Origin of the sequence: Enterobacter sp. MGH 24 (assembly GCF_000493015.1) — a bacterium.
GTDB lineage: Bacteria > Pseudomonadota > Gammaproteobacteria > Enterobacterales > Enterobacteriaceae > Enterobacter.
The window spans coordinates 389,177-410,616 of record NZ_KI535657.1 but is presented as its reverse complement, the minus strand read 5'-3'; the positions used below and the strand labels follow the sequence as shown (position 1 = coordinate 410,616).

Annotated in this window: 25 protein-coding genes; 13 read left to right on the top strand and 12 right to left on the bottom strand. The window is 58.2% G+C overall.

Features of this window, described 5'->3' with window-relative positions:
• Nucleotides 1-14: 14 nt before the first annotated feature.
• Genes ispD through L370_RS19785 form a run of 5 tightly spaced genes read left to right on the top strand, consistent with a single transcriptional unit; the run spans nt 15 to nt 3,612 of the window.
• Nucleotides 15-725, top strand: a complete 711-nt coding sequence (ispD, locus tag L370_RS19765) for a 2-C-methyl-D-erythritol 4-phosphate cytidylyltransferase (RefSeq protein ID WP_023333227.1) — start codon at nt 15-17, stop codon at nt 723-725.
• Nucleotides 725-1,204 carry a 2-C-methyl-D-erythritol 2,4-cyclodiphosphate synthase gene (ispF, locus tag L370_RS19770; RefSeq protein WP_008499607.1) on the top strand — a complete coding sequence of 160 codons (480 nt, stop codon included), beginning with the start codon at nt 725-727 and terminating at the stop codon, nt 1,202-1,204. The genes ispD and ispF overlap by 1 nt, the downstream gene beginning before the upstream one ends.
• Nucleotides 1,201-2,250, top strand: coding sequence for a tRNA pseudouridine(13) synthase TruD (gene truD, locus L370_RS19775; protein ID WP_023333226.1), 1,050 nt, complete (start codon nt 1,201-1,203; stop codon nt 2,248-2,250). Before ispF ends, truD begins: the two co-directional genes overlap by 4 nt.
• Nucleotides 2,231-2,992: a 5'/3'-nucleotidase SurE gene (gene surE / locus L370_RS19780; protein ID WP_023333225.1), complete on the top strand. Its 762-nt coding sequence runs from the start codon at nt 2,231-2,233 to the stop codon at nt 2,990-2,992. Before truD ends, surE begins: the two co-directional genes overlap by 20 nt.
• Entirely contained in the window at nt 2,986-3,612 is a 627-nt protein-coding gene (locus tag L370_RS19785; RefSeq protein WP_023333224.1) for a protein-L-isoaspartate(D-aspartate) O-methyltransferase, read from the top strand. Before surE ends, L370_RS19785 begins: the two co-directional genes overlap by 7 nt.
• A gap of 94 nt (nt 3,613-3,706) precedes the next feature.
• Here L370_RS19785 and L370_RS23775 read toward each other — a convergent pair whose 3' ends face one another.
• Nucleotides 3,707-3,838: a peptidase gene (locus tag L370_RS23775; protein WP_369751013.1), complete on the bottom strand. Its 132-nt coding sequence runs from the start codon at nt 3,836-3,838 to the stop codon at nt 3,707-3,709.
• On the opposite strand from L370_RS23775, the gene nlpD reads away from it, so the two are divergent.
• Nucleotides 3,780-4,853 carry a murein hydrolase activator NlpD gene (gene nlpD / locus L370_RS19790; protein ID WP_369796158.1) on the top strand — a complete coding sequence of 358 codons (1,074 nt, stop codon included), beginning with the start codon at nt 3,780-3,782 and terminating at the stop codon, nt 4,851-4,853. The two genes, L370_RS23775 and nlpD, sit on opposite strands and share 59 nt — an antisense overlap.
• Before the next feature lie 59 nt (nt 4,854-4,912).
• Nucleotides 4,913-5,905, top strand: a complete 993-nt coding sequence (gene rpoS / locus L370_RS19795) for an RNA polymerase sigma factor RpoS (RefSeq protein ID WP_008499600.1) — start codon at nt 4,913-4,915, stop codon at nt 5,903-5,905.
• 53 nt (nt 5,906-5,958) lie between these two features.
• On the opposite strand, the gene L370_RS19800 is transcribed toward rpoS, so the two are convergent.
• Nucleotides 5,959-6,336, bottom strand: coding sequence for a DUF4440 domain-containing protein (locus L370_RS19800; protein WP_023333222.1), 378 nt, complete (start codon nt 6,334-6,336; stop codon nt 5,959-5,961).
• The gene (locus L370_RS19805) at nt 6,333-7,535 is read right to left on the bottom strand and encodes an MFS transporter (protein ID WP_023333221.1); all 1,203 of its coding nucleotides are present in this window, start codon (nt 7,533-7,535) and stop codon (nt 6,333-6,335) included. The genes L370_RS19800 and L370_RS19805 overlap by 4 nt, the downstream gene beginning before the upstream one ends.
• Before the next feature lie 108 nt (nt 7,536-7,643).
• Between L370_RS19805 and L370_RS19810 the strand changes: the two genes are divergently transcribed.
• Entirely contained in the window at nt 7,644-8,531 is an 888-nt protein-coding gene (locus L370_RS19810) for a LysR family transcriptional regulator (protein ID WP_023333220.1), read from the top strand.
• On the opposite strand, the gene L370_RS19815 is transcribed toward L370_RS19810, so the two are convergent.
• Complete coding sequence (locus L370_RS19815) at nt 8,528-8,935, bottom strand: MarR family winged helix-turn-helix transcriptional regulator (protein ID WP_023308984.1); 408 nt, start codon at nt 8,933-8,935, stop codon at nt 8,528-8,530. The two genes, L370_RS19810 and L370_RS19815, sit on opposite strands and share 4 nt — an antisense overlap.
• 171 nt (nt 8,936-9,106) lie before the next feature.
• Between L370_RS19815 and L370_RS19820 the strand changes: the two genes are divergently transcribed.
• The 3 genes from L370_RS19820 to L370_RS19830 are packed head-to-tail and all read left to right on the top strand — an operon-like array spanning nt 9,107 to nt 11,358.
• Nucleotides 9,107-9,709: a non-oxidative hydroxyarylic acid decarboxylases subunit B gene (locus L370_RS19820; RefSeq protein WP_008499595.1), complete on the top strand. Its 603-nt coding sequence runs from the start codon at nt 9,107-9,109 to the stop codon at nt 9,707-9,709.
• Nucleotides 9,699-11,126 (top strand): non-oxidative hydroxyarylic acid decarboxylases subunit C, encoded by a 1,428-nt coding sequence (locus tag L370_RS19825; RefSeq protein WP_023308982.1) that lies wholly within the window; start codon nt 9,699-9,701, stop codon nt 11,124-11,126. The genes L370_RS19820 and L370_RS19825 overlap by 11 nt, the downstream gene beginning before the upstream one ends.
• 10 nt (nt 11,127-11,136) lie before the next feature.
• A complete protein-coding gene (locus L370_RS19830) occupies nt 11,137-11,358 on the top strand; it encodes a non-oxidative hydroxyarylic acid decarboxylases subunit D (protein WP_023333219.1) in 222 nt (73 codons plus the stop codon).
• 141 nt (nt 11,359-11,499) lie between these two features.
• Here the strand turns inward: L370_RS19830 and mutS are convergent, their stop codons facing one another.
• Together mutS and L370_RS19840 are read right to left on the bottom strand one after the other, a co-directional pair.
• Nucleotides 11,500-14,061: a DNA mismatch repair protein MutS gene (gene mutS / locus L370_RS19835; RefSeq protein WP_023333218.1), complete on the bottom strand. Its 2,562-nt coding sequence runs from the start codon at nt 14,059-14,061 to the stop codon at nt 11,500-11,502.
• A 113-nt stretch (nt 14,062-14,174) separates the two neighbouring features.
• The gene (locus L370_RS19840; protein WP_023333217.1) at nt 14,175-14,405 is read right to left on the bottom strand and encodes a SymE family type I addiction module toxin; all 231 of its coding nucleotides are present in this window, start codon (nt 14,403-14,405) and stop codon (nt 14,175-14,177) included.
• Nucleotides 14,406-14,580: 175 nt separating this feature from the next.
• Here L370_RS19840 and L370_RS19845 point away from each other — a divergent pair, with 175 nt between their 5' ends.
• Nucleotides 14,581-14,973: a nitrous oxide-stimulated promoter family protein gene (locus L370_RS19845; protein WP_023333216.1), complete on the top strand. Its 393-nt coding sequence runs from the start codon at nt 14,581-14,583 to the stop codon at nt 14,971-14,973.
• Here L370_RS19845 and flhA read toward each other — a convergent pair.
• From flhA to hypA, 6 genes are read right to left on the bottom strand one after another with little or no spacing between them, the layout of a single operon-like run.
• Nucleotides 14,970-17,042, bottom strand: a complete 2,073-nt coding sequence (flhA, locus tag L370_RS19850) for a formate hydrogenlyase transcriptional activator FlhA (protein WP_023333215.1) — start codon at nt 17,040-17,042, stop codon at nt 14,970-14,972. The two genes, L370_RS19845 and flhA, sit on opposite strands and share 4 nt — an antisense overlap.
• Before the next feature lie 55 nt (nt 17,043-17,097).
• On the bottom strand, nt 17,098-18,108 hold the full coding sequence (gene hypE / locus L370_RS19855) for a hydrogenase expression/formation protein HypE (protein WP_023333214.1): 1,011 nt from the start codon (nt 18,106-18,108) through the stop codon (nt 17,098-17,100).
• The gene (gene hypD, locus L370_RS19860) at nt 18,105-19,226 is read right to left on the bottom strand and encodes a hydrogenase formation protein HypD (RefSeq protein WP_023333213.1); all 1,122 of its coding nucleotides are present in this window, start codon (nt 19,224-19,226) and stop codon (nt 18,105-18,107) included. Before hypD ends, hypE begins: the two co-directional genes overlap by 4 nt.
• A 3-nt stretch (nt 19,227-19,229) precedes the next feature.
• Nucleotides 19,230-19,502, bottom strand: a complete 273-nt coding sequence (locus L370_RS19865) for a HypC/HybG/HupF family hydrogenase formation chaperone (RefSeq protein WP_023333212.1) — start codon at nt 19,500-19,502, stop codon at nt 19,230-19,232.
• On the bottom strand, nt 19,493-20,356 hold the full coding sequence (gene hypB, locus L370_RS19870) for a hydrogenase nickel incorporation protein HypB (protein ID WP_023333211.1): 864 nt from the start codon (nt 20,354-20,356) through the stop codon (nt 19,493-19,495). Before hypB ends, L370_RS19865 begins: the two co-directional genes overlap by 10 nt.
• Nucleotides 20,357-20,359: 3 nt before the next feature.
• Nucleotides 20,360-20,710 (bottom strand): hydrogenase maturation nickel metallochaperone HypA, encoded by a 351-nt coding sequence (hypA, locus tag L370_RS19875; protein WP_023333210.1) that lies wholly within the window; start codon nt 20,708-20,710, stop codon nt 20,360-20,362.
• 211 nt (nt 20,711-20,921) lie between these two features.
• Here hypA and hycA point away from each other — a divergent pair, with 211 nt between their 5' ends.
• Complete coding sequence (gene hycA / locus L370_RS19880) at nt 20,922-21,386, top strand: formate hydrogenlyase regulator HycA (RefSeq protein WP_023333209.1); 465 nt, start codon at nt 20,922-20,924, stop codon at nt 21,384-21,386.
• The last annotated feature ends 54 nt before the right edge of the window (nt 21,387-21,440 follow it).

Below are 21,440 nucleotides of genomic sequence, written 5' to 3'. Positions count from 1 at the left end.
CCCAGGATTACGACATGGCAGCAACTTTTTCGGACGTATGTGCCGTGGTGCCGGCCGCAGGTTTTGGCCGGCGCATGCAGACAGAATGTCCCAAGCAGTACCTCTCTATTGGCGATAAAACGATCCTCGAGCACGCTGTGGCAGCGCTTCTGGCGCACCCGCGGGTGACGCGAGCGATCATCGCTATCAGCCCTGGCGATGCGCGCTTCGCGCAGCTGCCGCTGGCAAATCATCCACAGATTACTGTCGTAGACGGTGGCGCCGAGCGCGCCGATTCCGTGCTGGCGGGCATTCAGGCCGCCGGAAACGCGCCGTGGGTACTGGTGCATGACGCGGCGCGTCCGTGTCTGCATCAGGACGATCTTGCGCGCCTGCTGGCCCTGAGCGAAACAAGCAAGGTTGGCGGGATTCTGGCCGCGCCCGTGCGCGACACCATGAAGCGCGCCGAGCCGGGCAAACAGGCTATCGCCCACACCGTCGATCGCGTCGATTTATGGCACGCGCTGACGCCACAATTTTTCCCCCGCGAATTACTCCACGACTGCTTAACGCGTGCGCTTAAAGAAGGTGCGACCATCACGGACGAAGCCTCTGCGCTGGAATATTGCGGTTTCCACCCTGAGCTTGTTGAAGGACGCGCTGATAATATAAAAGTGACGCGCCCTGAAGATTTACAGCTCGCGGAATTCTATCTTACCCGTTCGACCCATCAGGAGAAGGCATAATGCGAATTGGACACGGTTTTGATGTACACGCCTTTGGCGGAGAAGGCCCAATTATCATTGGCGGCGTGCGCATTCCTTATGAAAAAGGACTGCTGGCGCATTCTGATGGCGACGTGGCGCTGCATGCGCTGACCGACGCGCTGCTCGGCGCTGCCGCGCTGGGTGATATCGGCAAGCTGTTTCCGGACACCGACCCGGCGTTTAAAGGGGCGGACAGCCGCGAGCTGCTGCGCGAAGCGTGGCGCCGCATTCAGGCGAAAGGCTATACCCTTGGCAACGTCGACGTGACGATTATTGCTCAGGCCCCGAAAATGCTGCCGCACATTCCGCAGATGCGCGTCTTTATTGCAGAAGATCTGGGCTGCCATATGGACGACGTGAACGTCAAAGCGACGACGACCGAGAAGCTGGGCTTTACCGGGCGCGGCGAAGGGATTGCCTGTGAAGCCGTGGCGCTGCTGGTGAAGGCGAGCAAATGACAGACTTCGACAACCTGACATACCTGCACGGTAAACCGCAGGGGAGCGGAGTGCTGAAAGCCAGCCCGGAAGATTTCCTCGTGGTGGAGGATCTGGGCTTTGAGCCGGATGGCGAAGGCGAACATATCCTGGTGCGTATTCTGAAAAATGGCTGCAATACCCGCTTTGTGGCCGACGCGCTGGCAAAATTCCTCAAAATTCACGCCCGCGAAGTGAGCTTTGCCGGGCAGAAAGATAAACACGCCGTCACCGAGCAGTGGCTCTGTGCGCGCGTTCCAGGCAATACGATGCCTGATTTAAGCAAATTTGAGCTTGAAGGCTGTAAGGTACTGGAGTTCGCCCGCCACAAGCGCAAGCTGCGTCTGGGCGCGTTGAAGGGGAACGACTTTACGCTGGTGCTGCGTGAAGTGTCGCACCGCGAAGACGTTGAAAAACGTCTGAACGCGATTAATGAACGCGGTGTACCGAACTACTTTGGCGCACAGCGCTTTGGCATTGGCGGCAGCAACCTGCAGGGTGCGCTGCGCTGGGCACAAAGCGATGCCCCGGTGCGTGACAGGAATAAACGCAGTTTTTGGTTGTCGGCGGCCCGCAGCGCGTTGTTTAATCAGATTGTGAGCGAAAGGCTGAAAAAACCGGACGCGAATCAAGTTGTTGTTGGCGATGCGCTACAATTAGCGGGACGCGGAAGCTGGTTTGTGGCAACGGCCGAAGAAATGGCCGATGTGCAATCGCGCGTGGACGCAAAATCGCTGATGATTACCGCCGCGCTGCCCGGTACGGGCGACTGGGGAACGCAGGGCGACGCGCTGGCCGCCGAGCAGTCAGCCGTAGCGGATGCGCCAGAATTGCAAACCTTGCTGGTGCGGGAAAAAGTCGAGGCGGCACGCCGCGCGATGCTGCTCTATCCGCAGCAGTTAAGCTGGAACTGGTGGGATGACGTGACCGTCGAGTTACGCTTCTGGCTACCGGCAGGTAGCTTTGCCACCAGTGTTGTCAGGGAACTTATCAACACCTCGGGTGATTATGCGAATATTGCTGAGTAACGATGACGGTATCCACGCGCCAGGCATTCAGACCCTGGCGAAACACCTCCGCGAATTTGCGGATGTGCAGGTCGTGGCGCCCGATCGTAACCGCAGTGGAGCGTCTAACTCTCTGACGCTGGAGTCGTCGCTTCGCACTTTTACCTTTGAAAATGGCGATATTGCCGTGCAGATGGGCACGCCAACCGACTGCGTTTTTCTGGGCGTGAACGCGCTGATGCGGCCGCGTCCGGATATCGTCGTCTCCGGCATTAACGCCGGTCCTAATCTCGGCGATGACGTGATTTACTCCGGTACCGTGGCGGCCGCAATGGAAGGGCGCCATCTGGGGTTCCCGGCGCTGGCGGTCTCGCTAAATGGCCACACGCACTACGACACCGCCGCCGCGGTAACCTGTTCGATCCTGCGGGCGCTCGGCCGCGAGCCGTTGCGTACCGGGCGCATCCTCAACATCAACGTGCCGGATCTTCCTCTTGATGAAATTAAAGGCATTCGCGTCACCCGTTGCGGAAGCCGACACCCTGCCGATCAGGTGATCCCGCAGCAGGATCCTCGCGGCAACACGCTTTACTGGATTGGCCCTCCCGGCGATAAGTGCGATGCGGGTCCGGATACCGACTTTGCCGCCGTGGAGGAAGGCTATGTTTCGGTTACCCCGCTGCACGTAGATTTAACCGCGTATAGCGCGCATGATGTGGTGTCGGGCTGGCTGGATCGCGCAGGAGTGAACGCGCAATGGTAAACAAACGTGTACAAACTCTTCTGGAACAACTCCGCGCACAGGGGATCCGCGACGAGCACGTGCTTGAAGCGCTTGCTCAGGTTCCGCGTGAGAAATTTGTAGACGAGGCGTTTGAACACAAAGCGTGGGAAAACGTAGCGCTGCCTATCGGGCAGGGTCAGACGATTTCGCAGCCTTACATGGTGGCGCGCATGACGGAGCTGCTGGAGCTGACGCCCGACTCCCGCGTGCTGGAGATTGGCACCGGGTCGGGGTATCAGACCGCGATCCTGGCCCATCTGGTTCACCATGTCTGCTCCGTTGAGCGGATTAAAGGTTTACAGTGGCAGGCGCGTCGTCGCCTGAAACAACTTGATTTACATAATGTTTCGACACGACATGGTGATGGATGGCAGGGTTGGAAGGCGCGCGCCCCGTTTGACGCAATCATCGTGACGGCGGCCCCGCCTGAAATTCCTGCAGCCCTGCTGTCGCAGCTGGATGAGGGGGGCATTCTTGTTCTGCCTGTCGGGGACGAGCAGCAGCTTTTGAAGCGCGTTCGTCGGCGCGGCGGCGAGTTTATTATCGACACCGTGGAAGCCGTGCGCTTTGTGCCTCTGGTGAAGGGGGAGTTGGCCTGAGACTCGGAATTATCCAGGGTTATTAGGGCAAATTCAGCGTATGGTGTGGCGCGAAAGATTCGTGTCATCACGGTAAATTTTAAGTCACTGGTAGTTAACACATTCCTGGGGGATAAATGAGCGCGGGAAGCCCTAAATTCACCATCAGCCGTGTTGCGGCATTATCACTGGTTTCGCTCTGGCTGGCAGGCTGTACAAGTTCTAACAATGCGCCTGCGCCCGTCAGTTCCGTCGGCGGAAACAGCGGCTCCGGTAACACGTCCAGCGGAATGTTAATCACGCCGCCGCCTAAAATGGGAACTGCTGCGCAGCAGCAAATACCACAAATTCAGCCTGTGCAACATCCTGTTACACAGCCAATGCAGGTTCAGCCAGTCGAACAGCCTGTTCAGACTCAAAATGGCCGCATAGTCTATAACCGTCAGTATGGGAACATTCCGAAAGGCAGCTATACCGGCGGCAGCACCTATACCGTGAAGCGTGGCGATACGCTGTTCTATATTGCGTGGATCACCGGGAACGATTTCCGTGACCTCGCGCAGCGCAATAACGTCCAGGCCCCGTATGGTCTGGAAGTCGGGCAAACGCTCCAGGTGGGCAACGCGACGGGTACGCCGCTTACGCCTGGCAACACGGTTTCAGCGGCCGATGTGACGGCTCAAAATAACAGCGTGAAGCCTGCACAAAAATCCACCACGGTGGTTGCTTCACAACCTGTAATTACGTATTCTGAGGATTCAGGTGATCAGACTGCTAACAAAATGTTGCCGAATAATAAAGGGACTGCGACTGCTGTCACAGCACCGGTTACGGCACCTGTGGTTAGCTCTACTGAACCGACTGCCAGCAGTATGACCTCCAGTTCGCCAATTTCTGCATGGCGCTGGCCAACTGACGGCAAGGTTATCGAAAACTTCTCTTCCTCCGAAGGCGGAAATAAAGGGATCGATATCGCAGGGAGTAAAGGACAGGCTATCACCGCGACCGCAGATGGGCGCGTTGTGTATGCCGGTAACGCTCTGCGCGGTTACGGTAATCTTATTATCATCAAGCATAACGATGATTACCTGAGTGCCTACGCCCATAACGACACAATGCTGGTCCGGGAACAACAAGAAGTTAAGGCGGGGCAAAAAATCGCTACCATGGGTAGCACCGGAACCAGTTCTACACGCTTGCATTTTGAAATTCGTTACAAGGGGAAATCCGTAAACCCGCTGCAGTATTTGCCGCAGCGATAATTTGACGGGGCATGCCAGCCAGGGTGTCTCGTTCAGGGATCACGGGTAGGAGCCACCTTATGAGTCAGAATACGCTGAAAGTTCATGATTTAAATGAAGACGCGGAATTTGATGAGAACGGAGTAGAGGCTTTTGACGAAAAAGCCTTAGTAGAAGAGGAACCCAGTGATAACGATTTGGCTGAAGAAGAGCTGTTATCGCAGGGCGCCACACAGCGTGTACTGGACGCGACTCAGCTTTACCTTGGGGAGATTGGTTACTCCCCACTGCTAACGGCCGAAGAAGAAGTCTATTTCGCACGTCGTGCTTTGCGTGGTGATGTTGCCTCGCGTCGTCGCATGATTGAAAGTAACCTGCGACTGGTCGTGAAAATTGCCCGCCGTTACGGCAATCGTGGTCTGGCTCTGCTGGATCTGATTGAAGAGGGCAACTTAGGTCTCATCCGCGCAGTTGAGAAGTTTGACCCGGAACGCGGGTTCCGTTTCTCAACCTACGCGACCTGGTGGATTCGTCAGACCATCGAACGGGCTATTATGAACCAAACCCGTACGATCCGCCTGCCGATTCACATCGTCAAAGAGTTGAACGTTTATCTGCGCACCGCGCGTGAGTTGTCCCATAAACTGGACCACGAGCCAAGCGCAGAAGAGATTGCCGAACAACTCGATAAACCGGTTGATGACGTAAGCCGTATGCTGCGTCTCAACGAGCGCATTACCTCCGTTGACACCCCGCTGGGTGGCGACTCCGAAAAAGCGCTGCTGGACATCCTGGCCGATGAAAAAGACAACGGTCCGGAAGACACCACGCAGGACGATGACATGAAACAGAGCATCGTTAAATGGCTGTTCGAACTGAACGCCAAACAGCGTGAAGTGCTGGCACGTCGTTTCGGTTTACTGGGGTATGAAGCTGCGACACTGGAAGACGTCGGCCGTGAAATTGGCCTGACCCGTGAACGTGTTCGTCAGATTCAGGTTGAAGGTCTGCGCCGCCTGCGTGAAATTCTGCAGGGGCAAGGTCTGAATATCGAAGCGCTGTTCCGCGAATAAGCAACCTTTCGTCAAAAAAAGGCCCGTCGTGAGACGGGCCTTTTTCTTTTGTGCTACGGCTGCGCCGTTTCGTGCAGCAGGCGCCACACTATCCGATCGCCTTCCTGATTGAGCACCGCGGTTGACCAGCGCACGTTGATGGGCAGGTCTGGCCGGGTTTGCGTCTCCCGGTAGTGGAGCACCGCGCCACGATCCCATTGCTGGATCGTGGATAATTCGTCAACGACGATCTTCAGCCCAGGACGGCTTCCGCGCTGTTTTTCCAGAAAACTGACCAGACCGGCATAGTCGATATGAACGCCACCCGGCGGGATCATCAGAAAATCCGGATGGAAACGGGCGTGCAGGGCGTCGGAATCACCTTCACCTTTGCCTAACCACTCTTCAAGCGCAATATGGAGGTCGATAATGTCGTGTTCGAAAGGCGTCATGAATTCTCCTGTCGCAGCTGGGTGAGCACCTGCGTGTTGTTAAGACGAAAAACGTACAGTGCAGGCAGCAAGGTCATGCCTGCGGCAAAAATAAACATCCCGTGCCAGGCGGCGAGCGGTGGCAGCCAGGCCTGCGTCAGGTTTAGCGTCTGTGCCAGCAGCAGGGCACCGGCAAAAAAGCTCAGCTGACGATTAAGATTCCACAGCGCGCTGGCATCCGGCATCTCTTCCCGGCGCGTCGTGAGAAAAGCGCTGCTCTGAGCCGTACTGCTGCACAGGCTTCCCCCCGCGCCCATCAGGGTAAACGCAACGGCAGGTAGCAGCGTAGCCGAACTGACGTTAATCAAAAGCAGAATACCCGTCGCCTGCAGCAGGCAGCCGATGACGATCAGCGGTCGGGGGCCGATACGGTTAAAATAGCGTCCCGTTGCCGTGATGGCGATAAACGATGCCACAGACCACGGCAGCATGAGCATCCCCGTTGCGGCTGGGCTCATGTTCGCCATGTGCTGAAGATAAAACATGACCGTGACGTTCACCCCAATAAATACGCCGGGAACGCATAAATAAACAAGCATCGAAAAACGCAAAAGCGGGTCCGCAAGCAGCGACAGGTTTAACAGTCTGGCCGCGTTCATCGCAGGCATTTCGTGTTTAAGCCACAGGCAGGCTAAAACAATGGTCACGATAGCGACCGGTAGCGTGGCGAAAAATATCCATCGCCAGCTTAACGTCTGCACCAGCAGTCCCCCGATAGCCGGGGAGCATGCCGGAGCAAGCAGCGCGACCAGCATCACCGCCGAGGAGAGTCTGGCGCGCTCGTGAGGCTGAAACTGTTGCCAGGTCAGCGCCTGTCCGACGGGGATCAGTAAGCCTCCTCCCACGCCCTGGAGTACTCGCCAGGCGATCAGACATTCAAGCGTTGCAGACAGGCCCGCCGCTGCGGAGGCTGCGCTGAACAGAAAAAGCGAGAGCAGGATGACGCGCTTTGGCCCGATGCGGCGCGTCAGCACGCTGCTGAACGGGATCACCAGCGTCAGGCCGGCAATGTACCCGTTACTGACCCAGGCAAGGGCTGAAGGCGTGGTGTTAAACGCGTGGGCCATTGCCGGGAAGGCGACGCTGGCGATAAACATGTTGATCAAATCAAGAAAAAAGCCCAGCAGATAAACAACGGCAACTTTGCTGCGATACGTCATGGTGGATCCTCCGGTGAGGTGGCGTATCGTATCTATCCAGGAAGCACGGATAAACCTGACAAAGCGCGATATACTGTCAAAAAAATTTTGACAGTAAAAGGCGTGGTAATGATCAACTTACAGCGAGCGCAGATGTTTGTCGCGGTGGCCGATACCGGCAGTTTCACTGCCGCAGCCGAGGCAATGGGGCTGACAAAAGCCGTGGTCAGCTTCAATATTCGCCAGCTTGAGGATGAACTGGGCGTTACGCTGCTGCTGCGCTCCACCCGCCGCCTGACGTTAACCGAGGCGGGCGCGCTTTTTCATCAACGCAGCGTGGCGCTTCTGAAGGATGCGGAACGGCTGCAGGATGATGTCCGCGCGAATCATGCGGGGCTCACTGGTGAACTGCGGATCACGACGACGCCCGAGTATGGCTCACAGGTGGTGGTGCCGCTGCTGGCCAGGTTTAGCCAGCAGCACCCGGATCTTCGCGTGCGGCATGTTTCGTCGTCCCTGCATGCCGACCTTATCTCGGAGCGCTTTGACGTGGCCATCCGACTGGGAACGCTTGCCGATTCGCGCAACCACGCCGCGCTGATTTCGCACTTCTCTATTCTCCCCGTCGCGACGCCCGGGTGGCTCGTTAACCATCCGATCGAAACGCTTGCGCAGCTGGCCGACGCGGACTGGATCATTCACGAGCGTCTGGCCTCGCCGCTGCGCTGGCAGGTGAAGGATGCCCGCGGTGCGCCCGAAACGCTGGAGATAAAAAAAGCGCCGCGCCTGTTTGCCGACAGCGCTCAGGCCCTTATGGCTTTTGCGCTCGCAGGCGGAGGCGTGGCGTTACTGCCGGAATGGCTGGCGCGCGATGCGCTTGATGCGGGAAAACTGGTCCCGGTTTTACCGGAGTATACCTTTGCGCAGCAGGGTATCTATGCGGTGTATCCCGATGCCCGGCATGTGTCAGCGAAAGTGCGCACCTTTATTGATTTTATGCGCACCTGCGTGAATTAATCGTGCATCATCTTTTTGATGAGCGCCGAGAACTGCTCCCGCTCGGCCTTGTTAAGACGTCCTAAAAACGCCTCATCCACCTCGTTGCCAACCGGTTTACAGCCTGCAAGCAGGGCTTCACCTTCTGGCGTCAGGAAGACAAACCGGCGGCGCTTATCGGCAGGATCGTGCTCGCGTTTGACCAGCCCGCGCGCCTCCATGCGGCTGAGCATCTCCGCCAGGGTCGCTTTCGTGCTGACCGCCACTTCGGTCAATGCCACCTGTTCAATACCCGGATGCTCGGCAATGGAGCGCATCACCGCATACTGTGGCTTGGTCAGTTCCGGTAAGGCATGCTGCCACTGCGCAGTATGCTGTTGAAAAAGCTGACGTAACAGGTGGAACGCCTCTTGTCTTAGTTCCATGAACACTCCGACGGAAAAAATCTCCCTCTATGATAGCCGCTATTGCTCTCAATTTTAACGCGGCATTTTTTAGCCATTCGTGTGATCGTATGCGAACAATCTTGTCAGAAAAATAATCCTGGAGTAGTTTATTCATAATGTTCGTGTACGAACAAATGATTGAGGTGATGAATGAGATTGATAGTAGGAATGACGGGAGCAACGGGCGCGCCGCTGGGCGTGGCGTTACTGCAGGCGCTGCGGGAAATGCCGGAGGTGGAGACGCATCTGGTGATGTCGAAGTGGGCAAAAACCACCATTGAGCTGGAAACGCCTTACACCGCGCAGGACGTTGCGGCGCTGGCTGACGTTGTCCACAGTCCGGCTGACCAGGCCGCCACCATCTCCTCCGGCTCGTTTCGCACCGACGGCATGATCGTCATTCCCTGCAGCATGAAAACGCTCGCCGGGATCCGCGCAGGTTACGCCGAAGGGCTGGTGGGACGTGCGGCGGACGTGGTGCTGAAAGAGGGGCGCAAGCTGGTGTTGGTTCCCCGTGAAACGCCGCTCAGCACCATTCATCTTGAGAACATGCTCGCACTTTCCCGCATGGGCGTAGCGATGGTGCCGCCCATGCCTGCCTATTACAACCACCCGCAAACCGCCGATGACATTACCCAGCATATTGTGACCCGCGTGCTCGACCAGTTCGGTCTGGAGCATAAAAAGGCGCGCCGCTGGAACGGGCTGCGGGAGGCGAAACATTTTTCACAGGAGAATAAAGATGGCATTTGATGATTTGAGAAGCTTCCTGCAGGCGCTCGATGAGCAAGGGCAACTGCTGAAAATTGAGGAAGAGGTAAACGCCGAGCCCGATCTGGCGGCGGCAGCCAACGCGACCGGCCGCATTGGCGACGGCGCGCCCGCGCTGTGGTTCGACAATATTCGTGGCTTTACCGATGCCCGCGTGGTGATGAACACCATCGGCTCCTGGCAAAACCACGCTATTTCGATGGGGCTGCCTGCGAACACCCCGGTAAAAAAACAGATCGACGAATTTATCCGCCGCTGGGATAAATTCCCCGTCACCCCGGAGCGCCGCGCTAACCCGGCCTGGGCGCAGAATACGGTGGACGGTGAAGACATTAACCTGTTCGATATCCTGCCGCTGTTTCGCCTGAACGACGGTGACGGCGGTTTTTATCTCGATAAAGCGTGCGTTGTCTCGCGCGATCCGCTCGACCCGGACCACTTCGGCAAGCAGAATGTCGGGATCTACCGCATGGAAGTGAAGGGCAAGCGCAAGCTCGGCCTCCAGCCTGTTCCGATGCACGATATCGCCCTGCATCTGCACAAAGCGGAAGAGCGCGGTGAAGACCTGCCGATTGCGATTACCCTCGGCAACGACCCGATCATCACCCTGATGGGCGCCACGCCGCTGAAATACGATCAATCCGAGTATGAAATGGCCGGTGCGCTGCGTGAAAGCCCGTACCCGATTGCCACCGCGCCGCTGACCGGATTCGATGTACCCTGGGGGTCTGAAGTGATCCTGGAAGGGGTGATTGAGGGCCGTAAGCGTGAAATCGAAGGGCCGTTCGGCGAGTTTACCGGACACTATTCCGGCGGCCGCAACATGACGGTGGTCCGTATCGACAAAGTCTCTTACCGCACCAAACCGATTTTCGAATCCCTCTACCTTGGCATGCCGTGGACCGAGATTGACTACCTGATGGGACCGGCCACCTGCGTACCGCTCTATCAGCAGCTTAAAGCGGAATTCCCGGAAGTGCAGGCGGTGAACGCGATGTACACCCACGGTCTGCTGGCGATTATCTCCACCAAAAAACGCTACGGCGGTTTTGCCCGTGCGGTCGGTTTACGTGCCATGACCACGCCACACGGTCTGGGCTACGTGAAGATGGTGATCATGGTGGATGAGGATGTCGATCCGTTCAACCTCCCGCAGGTGATGTGGGCGCTGTCGTCGAAAGTGAACCCGGCGGGGGATCTGGTGCAGCTGCCGAACATGTCGGTCCTCGAGCTTGACCCTGGCTCCAGCCCGGCGGGCATTACCGACAAGCTGATTATCGATGCCACCACGCCCGTCGCGCCGGACACCCGTGGCCACTACAGCCAGCCGGTACAGGATCTCCCTGAAACCAAAGCCTGGGCTGAAAAATTGACCGCGATGCTGGCAGCACGCCAATAAGGAGGAAAAGATGATTTGTCCACGTTGTGCCGATGAGCATATTGAAGTGATGGCGACATCACCGGTGAAAGGTGTCTGGACCGTTTTCCAGTGCCAGCATTGCTTGTATACCTGGCGCGATACTGAGCCGCTGCGCCGTACCAGCCGTGAACATTACCCGGAAGCGTTTCGCATGACGCAGAAGGATATTGACGAGGCACCGCAGGTGCCGACGATCCCGCCGCTGTTGTAAAAAAAAGCCCGGAGGCGTCTTCGCCTTACCGGGCGATAATATCGTGCGGTCTGTTGCCCGGTGGCGCTGAGCTTACCGGGCCTACGGTTTTGTAGGTCGGGTAAGGCGAAGCCGCCACCCGACAAAACAGACCGCAGAAAACTAAACCAGACTCTTCAACCGATAAATCCACTCCAGCGCCTGACGCGGCGTCAGTGAATCCGGGTCGAGATTCTCCAGCGCTTCCACCGCAGGCGACGTCTCTTCCGCAGGCACCAGCAGTGACATCTGCGTGCCATCGATCTGCGTCGCCGCCGCATTCGGTGACAGGCTTTCCAGTTCACGCAGTTTCTGACGAGCGCGCTTAATCACCTCTTTCGGTACCCCTGCCAGCGCCGCGACGGCCAGACCATAGCTCTTGCTCGCCGCGCCATCCTGCACTGTGTGCATGAAGGCAATCGTATCGCCGTGCTCCAGCGCATCCAGATGAACGTTCGCAACCCCTTCCATTTTCTCCGGCAGCTGCGTCAGTTCGAAATAGTGGGTGGCGAACAGCGTCATGGCCTTGATTTTATTCGCGAGGCTTTCCGCACAGGCCCATGCCAGCGACAGGCCATCATAGGTTGAGGTTCCGCGTCCGACCTCGTCCATCAGCACCAGGCTGTGCTCCGTCGCGTTATGCAGAATGTTTGCCGTTTCGGTCATCTCGACCATGAAGGTTGAGCGACCGCTCGCCAGATCGTCCGCCGCCCCGACGCGGGTAAAGATGCGGTCGATGGGGCCAATCTCCACGTTTTGCGCCGGAACGTAGCTGCCGATATAGGCGAGCAGGGCGATCAGCGCCGTCTGACGCATATAGGTACTCTTACCGCCCATGTTCGGACCGGTAATGATCAGCATTCTTCTCTGCGGTGACAGGCTCAGCGGGTTGGCGATGAACGGTTCATTTAGCACCTGCTCTACCACCGGGTGACGGCCTTCAGTGATACGAATGCCGGGTTTGTCGGTAAAGGTCGGGCAGGTATAGTTCAGCGTTTCAGCGCGCTCGGCCAGATTCACCAGCACGTCCAGCTCCGCCAGCGCGCTGGCGCTCTGCTGCAGGTCGCCCAGGTGCGGCATCAGCATGTCAAACAGCTCGTCATACAGCTGTTTTTCCAGCGCCAGCGCCTTGCCTTTCGAGGTGAGGACTTTGTCTTCGTACTCTTTCAGTTCAGGAATGATGTAGCGTTCGGCGTTTTTCAACGTCTGGCGACGCACGTAGTGAATCGGCGCCAGGTGGCTCTGACCGCGGCTAATTTGAATGTAGTAACCGTGTACCGCGTTATACCCCACTTTCAGGGTGTCGAGCCCAAGACGCTCGCGCTCGCGGATTTCCAGCTTGTCGAGGTAGTCCGTCGCACCGTCGGCCAGCGCGCGCCATTCGTCCAGCTCCTCGTTGTAGCCTGGGGCAATCACGCCGCCATCACGCACCAGAACCGGAGGCGCATCGATAATGGCGCGCTCAAGCAGTTCGCGAAGCTCGGTAAATTCGCCCATGGTTTCGCGGAGTTTCTGTACCGGCGCGCTGTCAACGTCACTCAGCTGCGCGCGCAGTTCCGGCAGCTGCTGGAAAGCATGACGCATCCGCGCGAGGTCGCGCGGTCGTGCTGTTCGCAGTGCCAGACGCGCAAGGATACGCTCCAGATCGCCCACCTGGCGCAGAACCGGCTGCAGCTCGGTGTAGCGATCCTGCAGCGCGGCAATCGTCTGCTGTCGGCAAACCAGCGTATCAGTATCGCGGATCGGCATATGCAGCCAGCGTTTCAGCATGCGGCTGCCCATTGGCGTCACCGTACTGTCGAGGACCGACGCGAGCGTATTTTCTACGCCACCCGCCAGGTTCTGCGTGATCTCCAGATTACGGCGCGTGGCGGCATCCATGATGATGCTGTCCTGCTGGCGCTCCATGGTGATAGAGCGGATATGCGGCAGGGCGGTGCGCTGGGTATCTTTCACGTACTGCAGGAGACACCCGGCCGCACACAGCCCGCGCGGTGCGTTTTCAACGCCAAAGCCAATCAGATCGCGGGTGCCAAACTGCAGATTCAGCTGCTGGCGCGCGGTATCAATTTCGAATTCCCACAGCGGACGACGGCGCAGCCCGCGACGGCCTTCAATCAGCGCCATTTCGGCGAAATCTTCGGCATACAGCAATTCTGCCGGGTTGGTGCGCTGCAGCTCGGCTGCCATCGTTTCACGGTCAGCCGGTTCACTCAGGCGAAAACGTCCGGAGCTGATATCCAGCGTCGCGTAGCCAAACCCTTTACCGTCCTGCCACAGCGCTGCCAGCAGGTTATCCTGGCGTTCCTGTAACAGGGCTTCATCACTGATGGTGCCAGGCGTGACGATGCGCACGACTTTGCGTTCCACCGGGCCTTTTGAGGTCGCCGGATCGCCGATCTGTTCGCAGATGGCAACGGACTCGCCCTGATTCACCAGCTTCGCCAGGTAGTTTTCTACCGCGTGGTGCGGGATACCTGCCATAGGAATGGGCTCGCCTGCCGATGCGCCACGTTTGGTCAGCGAGATGTCGAGCAGCTGCGATGCACGCTTAGCATCGTCATAAAACAGCTCGTAAAAATCGCCCATACGGTAAAACAGCAGGATTTCCGGATGCTGTGCTTTCAGCTTCAGATACTGCTGCATCATCGGCGTATGTGCGTCGAAATTGTCGATTGTGCTCATGGAGTTATGATGTCCATTTCTTTGAAAATAAACCGTTTTGATGGGCTTAATGGCCGTTTGTTCCTTCTATTGTCGCATGAAAAAAAGGTCCGGCGCAGAAAAATGTCGTGGCTTTACGAGGCATCTTCCGCCATTAATTCGATGACAATTTTTCCATGCTCCACGCCCACCCTGACTCGGGAATGGGTCGTAAACCCGGCCTTTTCAAGCCAGTCACCTTTTAAGCTCAGCGCCGCATGCACGCTGTAGCGCTTCGGTATCTTGGTATTACGGTCTTCATGGCGCTTTCTAAAATATCCCACTTTCAAATGGCGATAGGGTTTGCCGATCGTGAGCTCTTGCATAGGGTCTCCAGACAACACAGACAAAGGTCATTTCTGATGCCTGTATAAAATACCAGTGATTGTTAGCCGGTGCAGGGCTAAAACTGGAATCAGCCTTCAGGAAACGAAATGCAACCGCTGAAATCCAGCGTCGAAAGATGTATTATTGATGCACTTTATTATTCGGTAATCCGCTATGTCCGGTAAACGCATCTCACGAGAAAAAGAGACCATCGCGAAAATGATCGCGTTGTATGAAAAGCAGTGTCCGCAGGCATCTCAGGAGGAAGGGCACTATCAGGCGCTCAACGCGTATGCCGATAAGCGCCTGGACAAATGCGTTTTCGGTGAGGAAAAGCCTGCCTGCAAGCAGTGCCCCGTACACTGTTACCAGCCTGCCAGACGTGAAGAGATGAAGCAGGTTATGCGCTGGGCAGGCCCGCGTATGTTATGGCGTCACCCCATCCTGACCGTTCGTCATCTGATGGATGACCGTCGTCCCGTGCCGGAACTGCCGGAGAAATACCGTCCGAAAAAAGAGGTTCCCACCAAAGGCGGTATAGAGCTACCGCCAGGCGAAACCGATTAAACCAGGCTCTCTTTATCAATCCCGAGTCGCTTCATGCGCGACAGCAGGGTGGTGCGTTTTAACCCCAGTCGCTGGGCGGCACCTTTTGGTCCGGCGACCACGCCGTTGGTCTCTTTCAGCACGCGCATAATGAGCTGATATTCATCTTCTCCCTCTTTCGCTGTCTCGGCGGCGGGCGCGGTCGCGTCAGGAAGCGTAACCTCAGGCAGAGAGAGTTGCAGCACGTTACCGCGCGTCAGCAGCACCGCGCGTTCGATGACGTTTTCCAGCTCGCGCACGTTGCCGGGCCATTCCATCGATGAAAGGGTACGCAACGTCTCGGCGGGAATACTGTCGATGTTTCGCCCCATCCGGCGCGCGATCTTCGCGGTAAAGGCTTTGACCAGCAGGGGGATATCTTCCGGGCGTTCGCGCAGCGGCGGCAGGAAGATCGGAAAGACGTTCAGACGATAGTAAAGGTCGCTGCGAAACTCGCGGTCGGCGACCATTTTTTTCAGGTCGCGGTTGGTCGCGGCAATCAGCCGCACGTCGGTCTGGATAAGCTTGTTGCTGCCAAGGCGCTCAAACTCCTGCTCCTGCAGGACGCGCAGCAGTTTCGGCTGTAGCTCCAGCGGCATATCGCCCACTTCGTCGAGGAACAGCGAGCTTTTGTCCGCCAGCTCAAAACGGCCCAGCCGCTGGCTGCTGGCCCCGGTGAATGCGCCGCGCTCGTGGCCGAACAGATCGCTTTCCAGCAGTCCCGCAGGCATCGCGGCGCAGTTCATCTTCACCATCCGTCGGCTGTTGCGGTTGCTCAGGTTGTGGATTGCGCGGGCGATCAGCTCTTTGCCCGTGCCGGTTTCGCCCAGAATCAGTACCGTGCTGTCGCTTTGCGCCACCATCTCAACCTGCTTAAGCACGCTGTACATGGCGTCGCTGCGCCCGATGATTTCACCAAACTCGCTGTCCACGTTGTTGAGCTGTTCGGTCAGGGCCAGGTTCTCATCCACCAGCCGCTCTTTCAGACGATGAATTTCCTGATAGGCGAGGGCGTTATCCAGCGCGATGGAGATACGCTCGGCAATCTGGCGCAGCAGCTTCAGGTTGGCGGTGGTAAACACGCCTTCCTCGCACTGCGCCAGCTTCAGCACGCCCAGCATGGTGTTGCCGGACATCAGCGGCAGCAGGCACAGGGTCTGAATTTTATTGCCCCAGGTGTTGAACAGCATCCGCTCGTACGGCGCGACCGGGTCCTGCTCGTTCAGGTTGAGCAGGAGGATCTCTTTGCTTTTGAAAACCCGCTCAGAAAGGGTGCCCGCTTCGTCTACCTCGCTCTGCTCGTGCGCCGGGTTGGCTTCATCGAGATAATGCGTGGAGTAGATGTTCAGCTTGCCCTTGCGATGGCCGCGCAGCGCAATGCTGATGGCGTCGATTTTGAAATAGTGGTGGATCTCTTTCGAGACTTCGCTGACCAGCTCGTCCATGTCCAGGCGGGAGAGCACGGCGTTGGTGATAGCGACCAGAATGCGGAAGTTGTCGCGCTCGCGGCTCAGCAGGTCGTAATCGACGTTATTGGTGACGCGGCTTTGGATCTGCTCCGCGACGACGGCCACAATCTGGGTAAAGGTGTGCAGGCGCTCGTATTCCGCCTCGCGCCAGGGCTGGTCGTTCGTGCGGATAAACTCGCAGCCGCCAAAAATCTGGCCCTCTGCCGCCAGCGGCAGCATGCAATAATGACCGAAAGGCTGATAGAGGTCACTCTCCGCCAGCTTCGGCCACGCCTGGCGAAACTCCGCAAAGCTGCAGTGCAGCACTTCAGGCCGGGAGAGTATGCGGCGCACCGGACCATGCGCCAGATACGTTTCGTCTTCGTATTCAAACGTTTTGCCATTATCACGCGTCGAGTAGTAGCTCGCGCGGTGCGTTCCGCTATGCCAGAGCACAATCGCGGCGCTGTCCGCCAGCGCCGATTGCCTGACCAGCCGCGTCAGGGCATCGCTCAGCGCGCCGAGGTCGGGCTGCTGTAAAAGTGTGCGCGTGATGTCAAACAGGCCCTGCTGTCCAAGATCGCTCATCGGTGTATACGGCATAGTGCTTTCCAGTAGAAACGAGCAAAAAATCCATGCTGACCGCTTGTGGCGCGGCCTAGCAAATACGGGGTAAGGGTTCCGCGTGCGGCAGATCCAGCGTGCGCTTCACGCCATACAGCCCGGTCAGGCGCACCCCTTTGCGCTCAACCACTTCACCAATCATTGCAGCCTCTTTTCCTGACGGATGAGCCCGCAGCTGTTCAAGAACGGCTTCCGCGGCCGCGCGTTCAACGCCAATCACCAGCTTGCCTTCGTTGGCGAAGTTGAGCGGGTCAAGGCCAAGCAGTTCGCAAAGCCCGCGAACGGCGGGCTTAACGGGCAGGCTGCGCTCGGTGAGTTCAATCCCGTACCCGCAGCTTGCTGCAAATTCATGAACCACGGCGTTCACGCCGCCTCGCGTGGCGTCCCGCAGAGCTTTGACGCCGGGAATACCCCGCAGCCTCTGAATCAGCGGGGTGAGCACCGCGCAGTCGCTGCGCAGTTCGCCGTCCAGCCCCAGGCCTTCGCGCAGGTTAAGGATGGTCGCCCCGTGGCAGCCCAGCGTTCCGGTCACGATCAGTACGTCGCCCACGCTAAGCTGCTGTGCCGCCCAGTGAATATCGGCGGGGATCGCCCCCATGCCGGCGGTGTTGATAAACAGCTTGTCGGCCGCGCCGCGCTGCACCACTTTGGTGTCGCCGGTGACGATCGCTATCCCCGCCTCGCGCGCGGTCTGCGCCATGCTGTTGACCACTGTCATGAGCGTCTCCATCGGTAATCCCTCTTCGAGGATAAACCCGCAGGAGAGGTAGCGCGGAATAGCGCCGCTGACCGCCACGTCGTTGGCCGTGCCGCAGACGGCGAGCTTGCCGATATCGCCGCCGGGGAAGAACAGCGGGTCAATCACGTAGCTGTCGGTGGAGAACGCCAGCCTGTCGCCCTGGGCGGTGAGGGTCGCGAGGTCAATGCGCGCCTGGTCTTCCTGTTCGGCGAGCCAGGGGTTGTTGAAGGCTTCCATAAACAGCCGGTTAATCAGCTGCTGCATCGCCTGTCCGCCGCTTCCGTGCGCCATTTCAACCGTATTCATGCGTCACTCTCCTGGTTGCGATACTGATACCACGCGGCACACGCCCCTTCGGAGGAGACCATCAGCGCGCCAAACGCCGTTTGCGGGTTACAGGTATTGCCAAATAACGGACACTGATGCGGTTTGCATTTGCCGGTGAGCACCTCGCCACAGCGTGCCCGGGGATCGTCGCAAACCTGCTGCGGCTGCGGGCGGAAATGCGCTTCGGCGTCGAACGCGCGATAGGCTGGCGCCAGGCGCACGCCGGATTCAGCAATCAGCCCCAGGCCGCGCCATTCGCTGTCGCCCTCAACGCTAAACACGTCGGCTATCGCCTGCTGCGCTCGTTCATTTCCCGCATCCGGCACCACGCGGCGGTACTGATTTTCCACGGTACTCAGGGCCGCTATTTTCTGCTCAACCAGCATGGTGACACCTTGCAGTAGATCAAGTGGTTCGAAACCAGCCACCACTAACGGACGATTGTACTGTTCAGCGATAAAACCGTAGGCGTCTGTGCCAATCACCATGCTGACGTGGCCCGGTGCCAGAAAGGCGTCAATGCCGTTGCCTGGCTCTTCCAGCAGGCTGCGCAGGGTGGGGATGAGCGTAATGTGCTGGCAGAAGAAGAAAAAATTCTCGACGCCGCGCGCTTTCGCCTGCTGCAGCGTGATGGCGGTGGCGGGCATGGTGGTTTCAAACCCCAGGCCAAAAAACACCACCTTGCGCGCGGGGTTATCCGCTGCCAGCGTCAGGGCATCCATCGGCGAATAGACGATCCGGATGTCTGCGCCGCGCGCTTTCGCCTGCAGCAGCGAACCATTTTTCCCCGGCACGCGCATCGCGTCGCCAAAGGTGCAGAAAATGACGTCGGGCTGGCTGGCAATCTCAATACAGCTGTCGATGCGCCCCATCGGCAGAACGCAGACCGGGCAGCCGGGGCCGTGGATAAACTCGATGTTCTCCGGGAGCAGCTGGTCGAGGCCAAATTTGAAGATGGCGTGCGTGTGCCCGCCGCACACCTCCATGATCCGCAGCGGTCTTTCTGTCGTGTAGTCCAGCAGCGCCGCGCGCGTTTTCAGGTGTCCGATAAGCTGCAGCACCTGCTCCGGGGCGCGGTATTCATCAACGTAACGCATGTGCTATCGCTCCTCGCCGTACAGCAGCGCGCCCACGTCAGGCTCCACGTCGAACATGTTTTGCAACGCATCCAGCGTGTCGCGGGCTTCCGCTTCGTTAATCACGCTCATGGCGAACCCCACGTGGACCAGCACCCACTGGCCGAGACGCGAGGCGCCCGTTTCATCGCTGCTGCCCACCAGCGTCAGGTCCACGTCGCGCAGGATGCCGCAGACCTCCACTTTGGCCTGATTACCGTCGATGGCGTGAATTTGTCCAGGTACGCCTATGCACATCGTTCGTTCTCCAGCCACTCTAGCCAGCCGTCCATGCCGTCGCCGCGCGTGGCGGAGACCAGCAGGATCTCAATCTCCGGGTTCACTTCACGGGCATATGCCAGGCACTTATCCACGTCGAAGTTCAGGTATGGCAGCAGGTCGACTTTGTTCAGCAGCATGAGGGAGGCGGCGGCAAACATATGCGGATACTTCAGCGGCTTGTCTTCGCCTTCGGTCACCGAAAGCACCGCGACTTTATGCCGTTCACCCAGGTCAAAGCTTGCCGGGCAGACCAGGTTGCCGACGTTTTCAATAAACAGAATGCCGTTATCCGCCAGCGGCAGGCGCGGGGCGGCGTCGGCAATCATCTGCGCATCCAGGTGGCAGCCTTTGCCGGTATTAACCTGAATCGCCGGGGTGCCGGTTTCGCGAATGCGCGCCGCGTCGTTAACGGTCTGCTGGTCGCCTTCTATCACCGCGCAGGGGACGCGCCCGTTCAGGCGCTTGAGCGTTTCGGTCAGCAGCGTGGTTTTGCCGGAGCCGGGGCTGGAGACCAGGTTCAGCACCAGCTGTTTGCGGGCGGCAAAGCGGGCGCGGTTGCGGGCGGCGAGCTGGTTATTTTTGTCCAGCACGTTGATTTCCACCTCCAGCATCTGGCGCTGGCTGATGCCCGGCGCGTGGGTCCCCGCTTCGCCGTGGCCGTAGTGCAGGTCGCCAGCGTCGGAGCGCTGCGGGGCGAAGGTAATGCCGGTCAGCGCCGCCGCAGGACGCGGGGCAGGGGAAAAGGGCGCGGAGCGAAACGCGGAATGGGGACGGTGTTCATCCCCTTCTATATACAGGTTGCCTTCGGCGCAACCGCAGGTGCTACACATACTTTACTCCTTCTCGATTTCGAGGCGTTGGATCTGCATGCCGTCGTCCGCCACGATGCGAAGACCGGTGCCCTGGCACTGCGGACAGCGCTGAACCTTCGATGACAGCAGGGTGACGTACTGCTGACACTGCCCGCACCAGCACTCCGCCTGCTGCTCTTCGATATGGAGTTCGCAGCCTTCCGCCAGCGTGCCGCGACACACCAGCTCAAAACAGAAATGCAGGGCGCTGGTCTCGACGCAGGAAAACGCCCCGACCTTCAGCCAGACGCCGGTGACGCGCTTCGCGTGGTTTTGCACTGCCTGCTGTTCGATAAGCTCCAGAGCCCGCTGGCAGAGGGTGATTTCGTGCATGACGCCTCCTCAATGAATTGCGCCATTGAATGCAATAACGGTGCCAGCTTGATTTTTGTTAGGGCGTGACGATGTCAACGCTGTCGAAATGACACGTCGACACCGCGGCGTTGACAGCAGCTTTGCGATTAAATCTCTTTAAAATCATAAATATAAAAACTGGCATGGAATCTGCTTAACAGCCGCTATCTCCATTACACGGATACCTTCTATGACTATTTGGGAAATCAGCGAAAAAGCGGATTACATCGCGCAGCGTCATCAGCAGCTGCAGGACCAGTGGCACCTCTACTGCAACTCTCTGGTTCAGGGCATAACCCTCTCGAAAGCGCGTCTTCACCACGCGATGAGCTGCGCGGCGCAGGGCGATATGCGCTTCGTCCTGTTCGGCCATTTCATCATCAACGTTACCCTGGCGGATAACTTCAACAGCCACACCATTGAGTACCACCTCGAGACAAAAGACGGGGAAAAACAGTGTATTGCGAAGGCGCAGCTGATGGCCGACGGCATGGTGGACGGCCACGTCAGCAACCGCGATCGCCAGCAGGTGCTGGAGCACTATCTGGAAAAAATCGCGCCGGTCTATAACGGCCTGTACGCCGCCGTTGAGCACGATCTCCCGGTCAACCTGAAGCAGCTGATGGACGGAAATGCCTCAGCGAACGTGGCCTGACTCCTGCGTGTCGAGAAGTGTCGACAAGACAGTTTTTCGTCAAAAATGACTATC

Coding starts and splice junctions, on each gene's coding strand:
- ispD (WP_023333227.1), top strand. CDS start 15: ATGGCAGCAACTTTTTCGGACGTATGTGCCGTGGTGCCGGCCGCAGGT.
- ispF (WP_008499607.1), top strand. CDS start 725: ATGCGAATTGGACACGGTTTTGATGTACACGCCTTTGGCGGAGAAGGC.
- truD (WP_023333226.1), top strand. CDS start 1,201: ATGACAGACTTCGACAACCTGACATACCTGCACGGTAAACCGCAGGGG.
- surE (WP_023333225.1), top strand. CDS start 2,231: ATGCGAATATTGCTGAGTAACGATGACGGTATCCACGCGCCAGGCATT.
- L370_RS19785 (WP_023333224.1), top strand. CDS start 2,986: ATGGTAAACAAACGTGTACAAACTCTTCTGGAACAACTCCGCGCACAG.
- rpoS (WP_008499600.1), top strand. CDS start 4,913: ATGAGTCAGAATACGCTGAAAGTTCATGATTTAAATGAAGACGCGGAA.
- L370_RS19800 (WP_023333222.1), bottom strand. CDS start 6,336: ATGACGCCTTTCGAACACGACATTATCGACCTCCATATTGCGCTTGAA.
- L370_RS19805 (WP_023333221.1), bottom strand. CDS start 7,535: ATGACGTATCGCAGCAAAGTTGCCGTTGTTTATCTGCTGGGCTTTTTT.
- L370_RS19810 (WP_023333220.1), top strand. CDS start 7,644: ATGATCAACTTACAGCGAGCGCAGATGTTTGTCGCGGTGGCCGATACC.
- L370_RS19815 (WP_023308984.1), bottom strand. CDS start 8,935: ATGGAACTAAGACAAGAGGCGTTCCACCTGTTACGTCAGCTTTTTCAA.
- L370_RS19820 (WP_008499595.1), top strand. CDS start 9,107: ATGAGATTGATAGTAGGAATGACGGGAGCAACGGGCGCGCCGCTGGGC.
- L370_RS19825 (WP_023308982.1), top strand. CDS start 9,699: ATGGCATTTGATGATTTGAGAAGCTTCCTGCAGGCGCTCGATGAGCAA.
- L370_RS19830 (WP_023333219.1), top strand. CDS start 11,137: ATGATTTGTCCACGTTGTGCCGATGAGCATATTGAAGTGATGGCGACA.
- mutS (WP_023333218.1), bottom strand. CDS start 14,061: ATGAGCACAATCGACAATTTCGACGCACATACGCCGATGATGCAGCAG.
- L370_RS19840 (WP_023333217.1), bottom strand. CDS start 14,405: ATGCAAGAGCTCACGATCGGCAAACCCTATCGCCATTTGAAAGTGGGA.
- L370_RS19845 (WP_023333216.1), top strand. CDS start 14,581: ATGTCCGGTAAACGCATCTCACGAGAAAAAGAGACCATCGCGAAAATG.
- flhA (WP_023333215.1), bottom strand. CDS start 17,042: ATGCCGTATACACCGATGAGCGATCTTGGACAGCAGGGCCTGTTTGAC.
- hypE (WP_023333214.1), bottom strand. CDS start 18,108: ATGAATACGGTTGAAATGGCGCACGGAAGCGGCGGACAGGCGATGCAG.
- hypD (WP_023333213.1), bottom strand. CDS start 19,226: ATGCGTTACGTTGATGAATACCGCGCCCCGGAGCAGGTGCTGCAGCTT.
- L370_RS19865 (WP_023333212.1), bottom strand. CDS start 19,502: ATGTGCATAGGCGTACCTGGACAAATTCACGCCATCGACGGTAATCAG.
- hypB (WP_023333211.1), bottom strand. CDS start 20,356: ATGTGTAGCACCTGCGGTTGCGCCGAAGGCAACCTGTATATAGAAGGG.
- hypA (WP_023333210.1), bottom strand. CDS start 20,710: ATGCACGAAATCACCCTCTGCCAGCGGGCTCTGGAGCTTATCGAACAG.
- hycA (WP_023333209.1), top strand. CDS start 20,922: ATGACTATTTGGGAAATCAGCGAAAAAGCGGATTACATCGCGCAGCGT.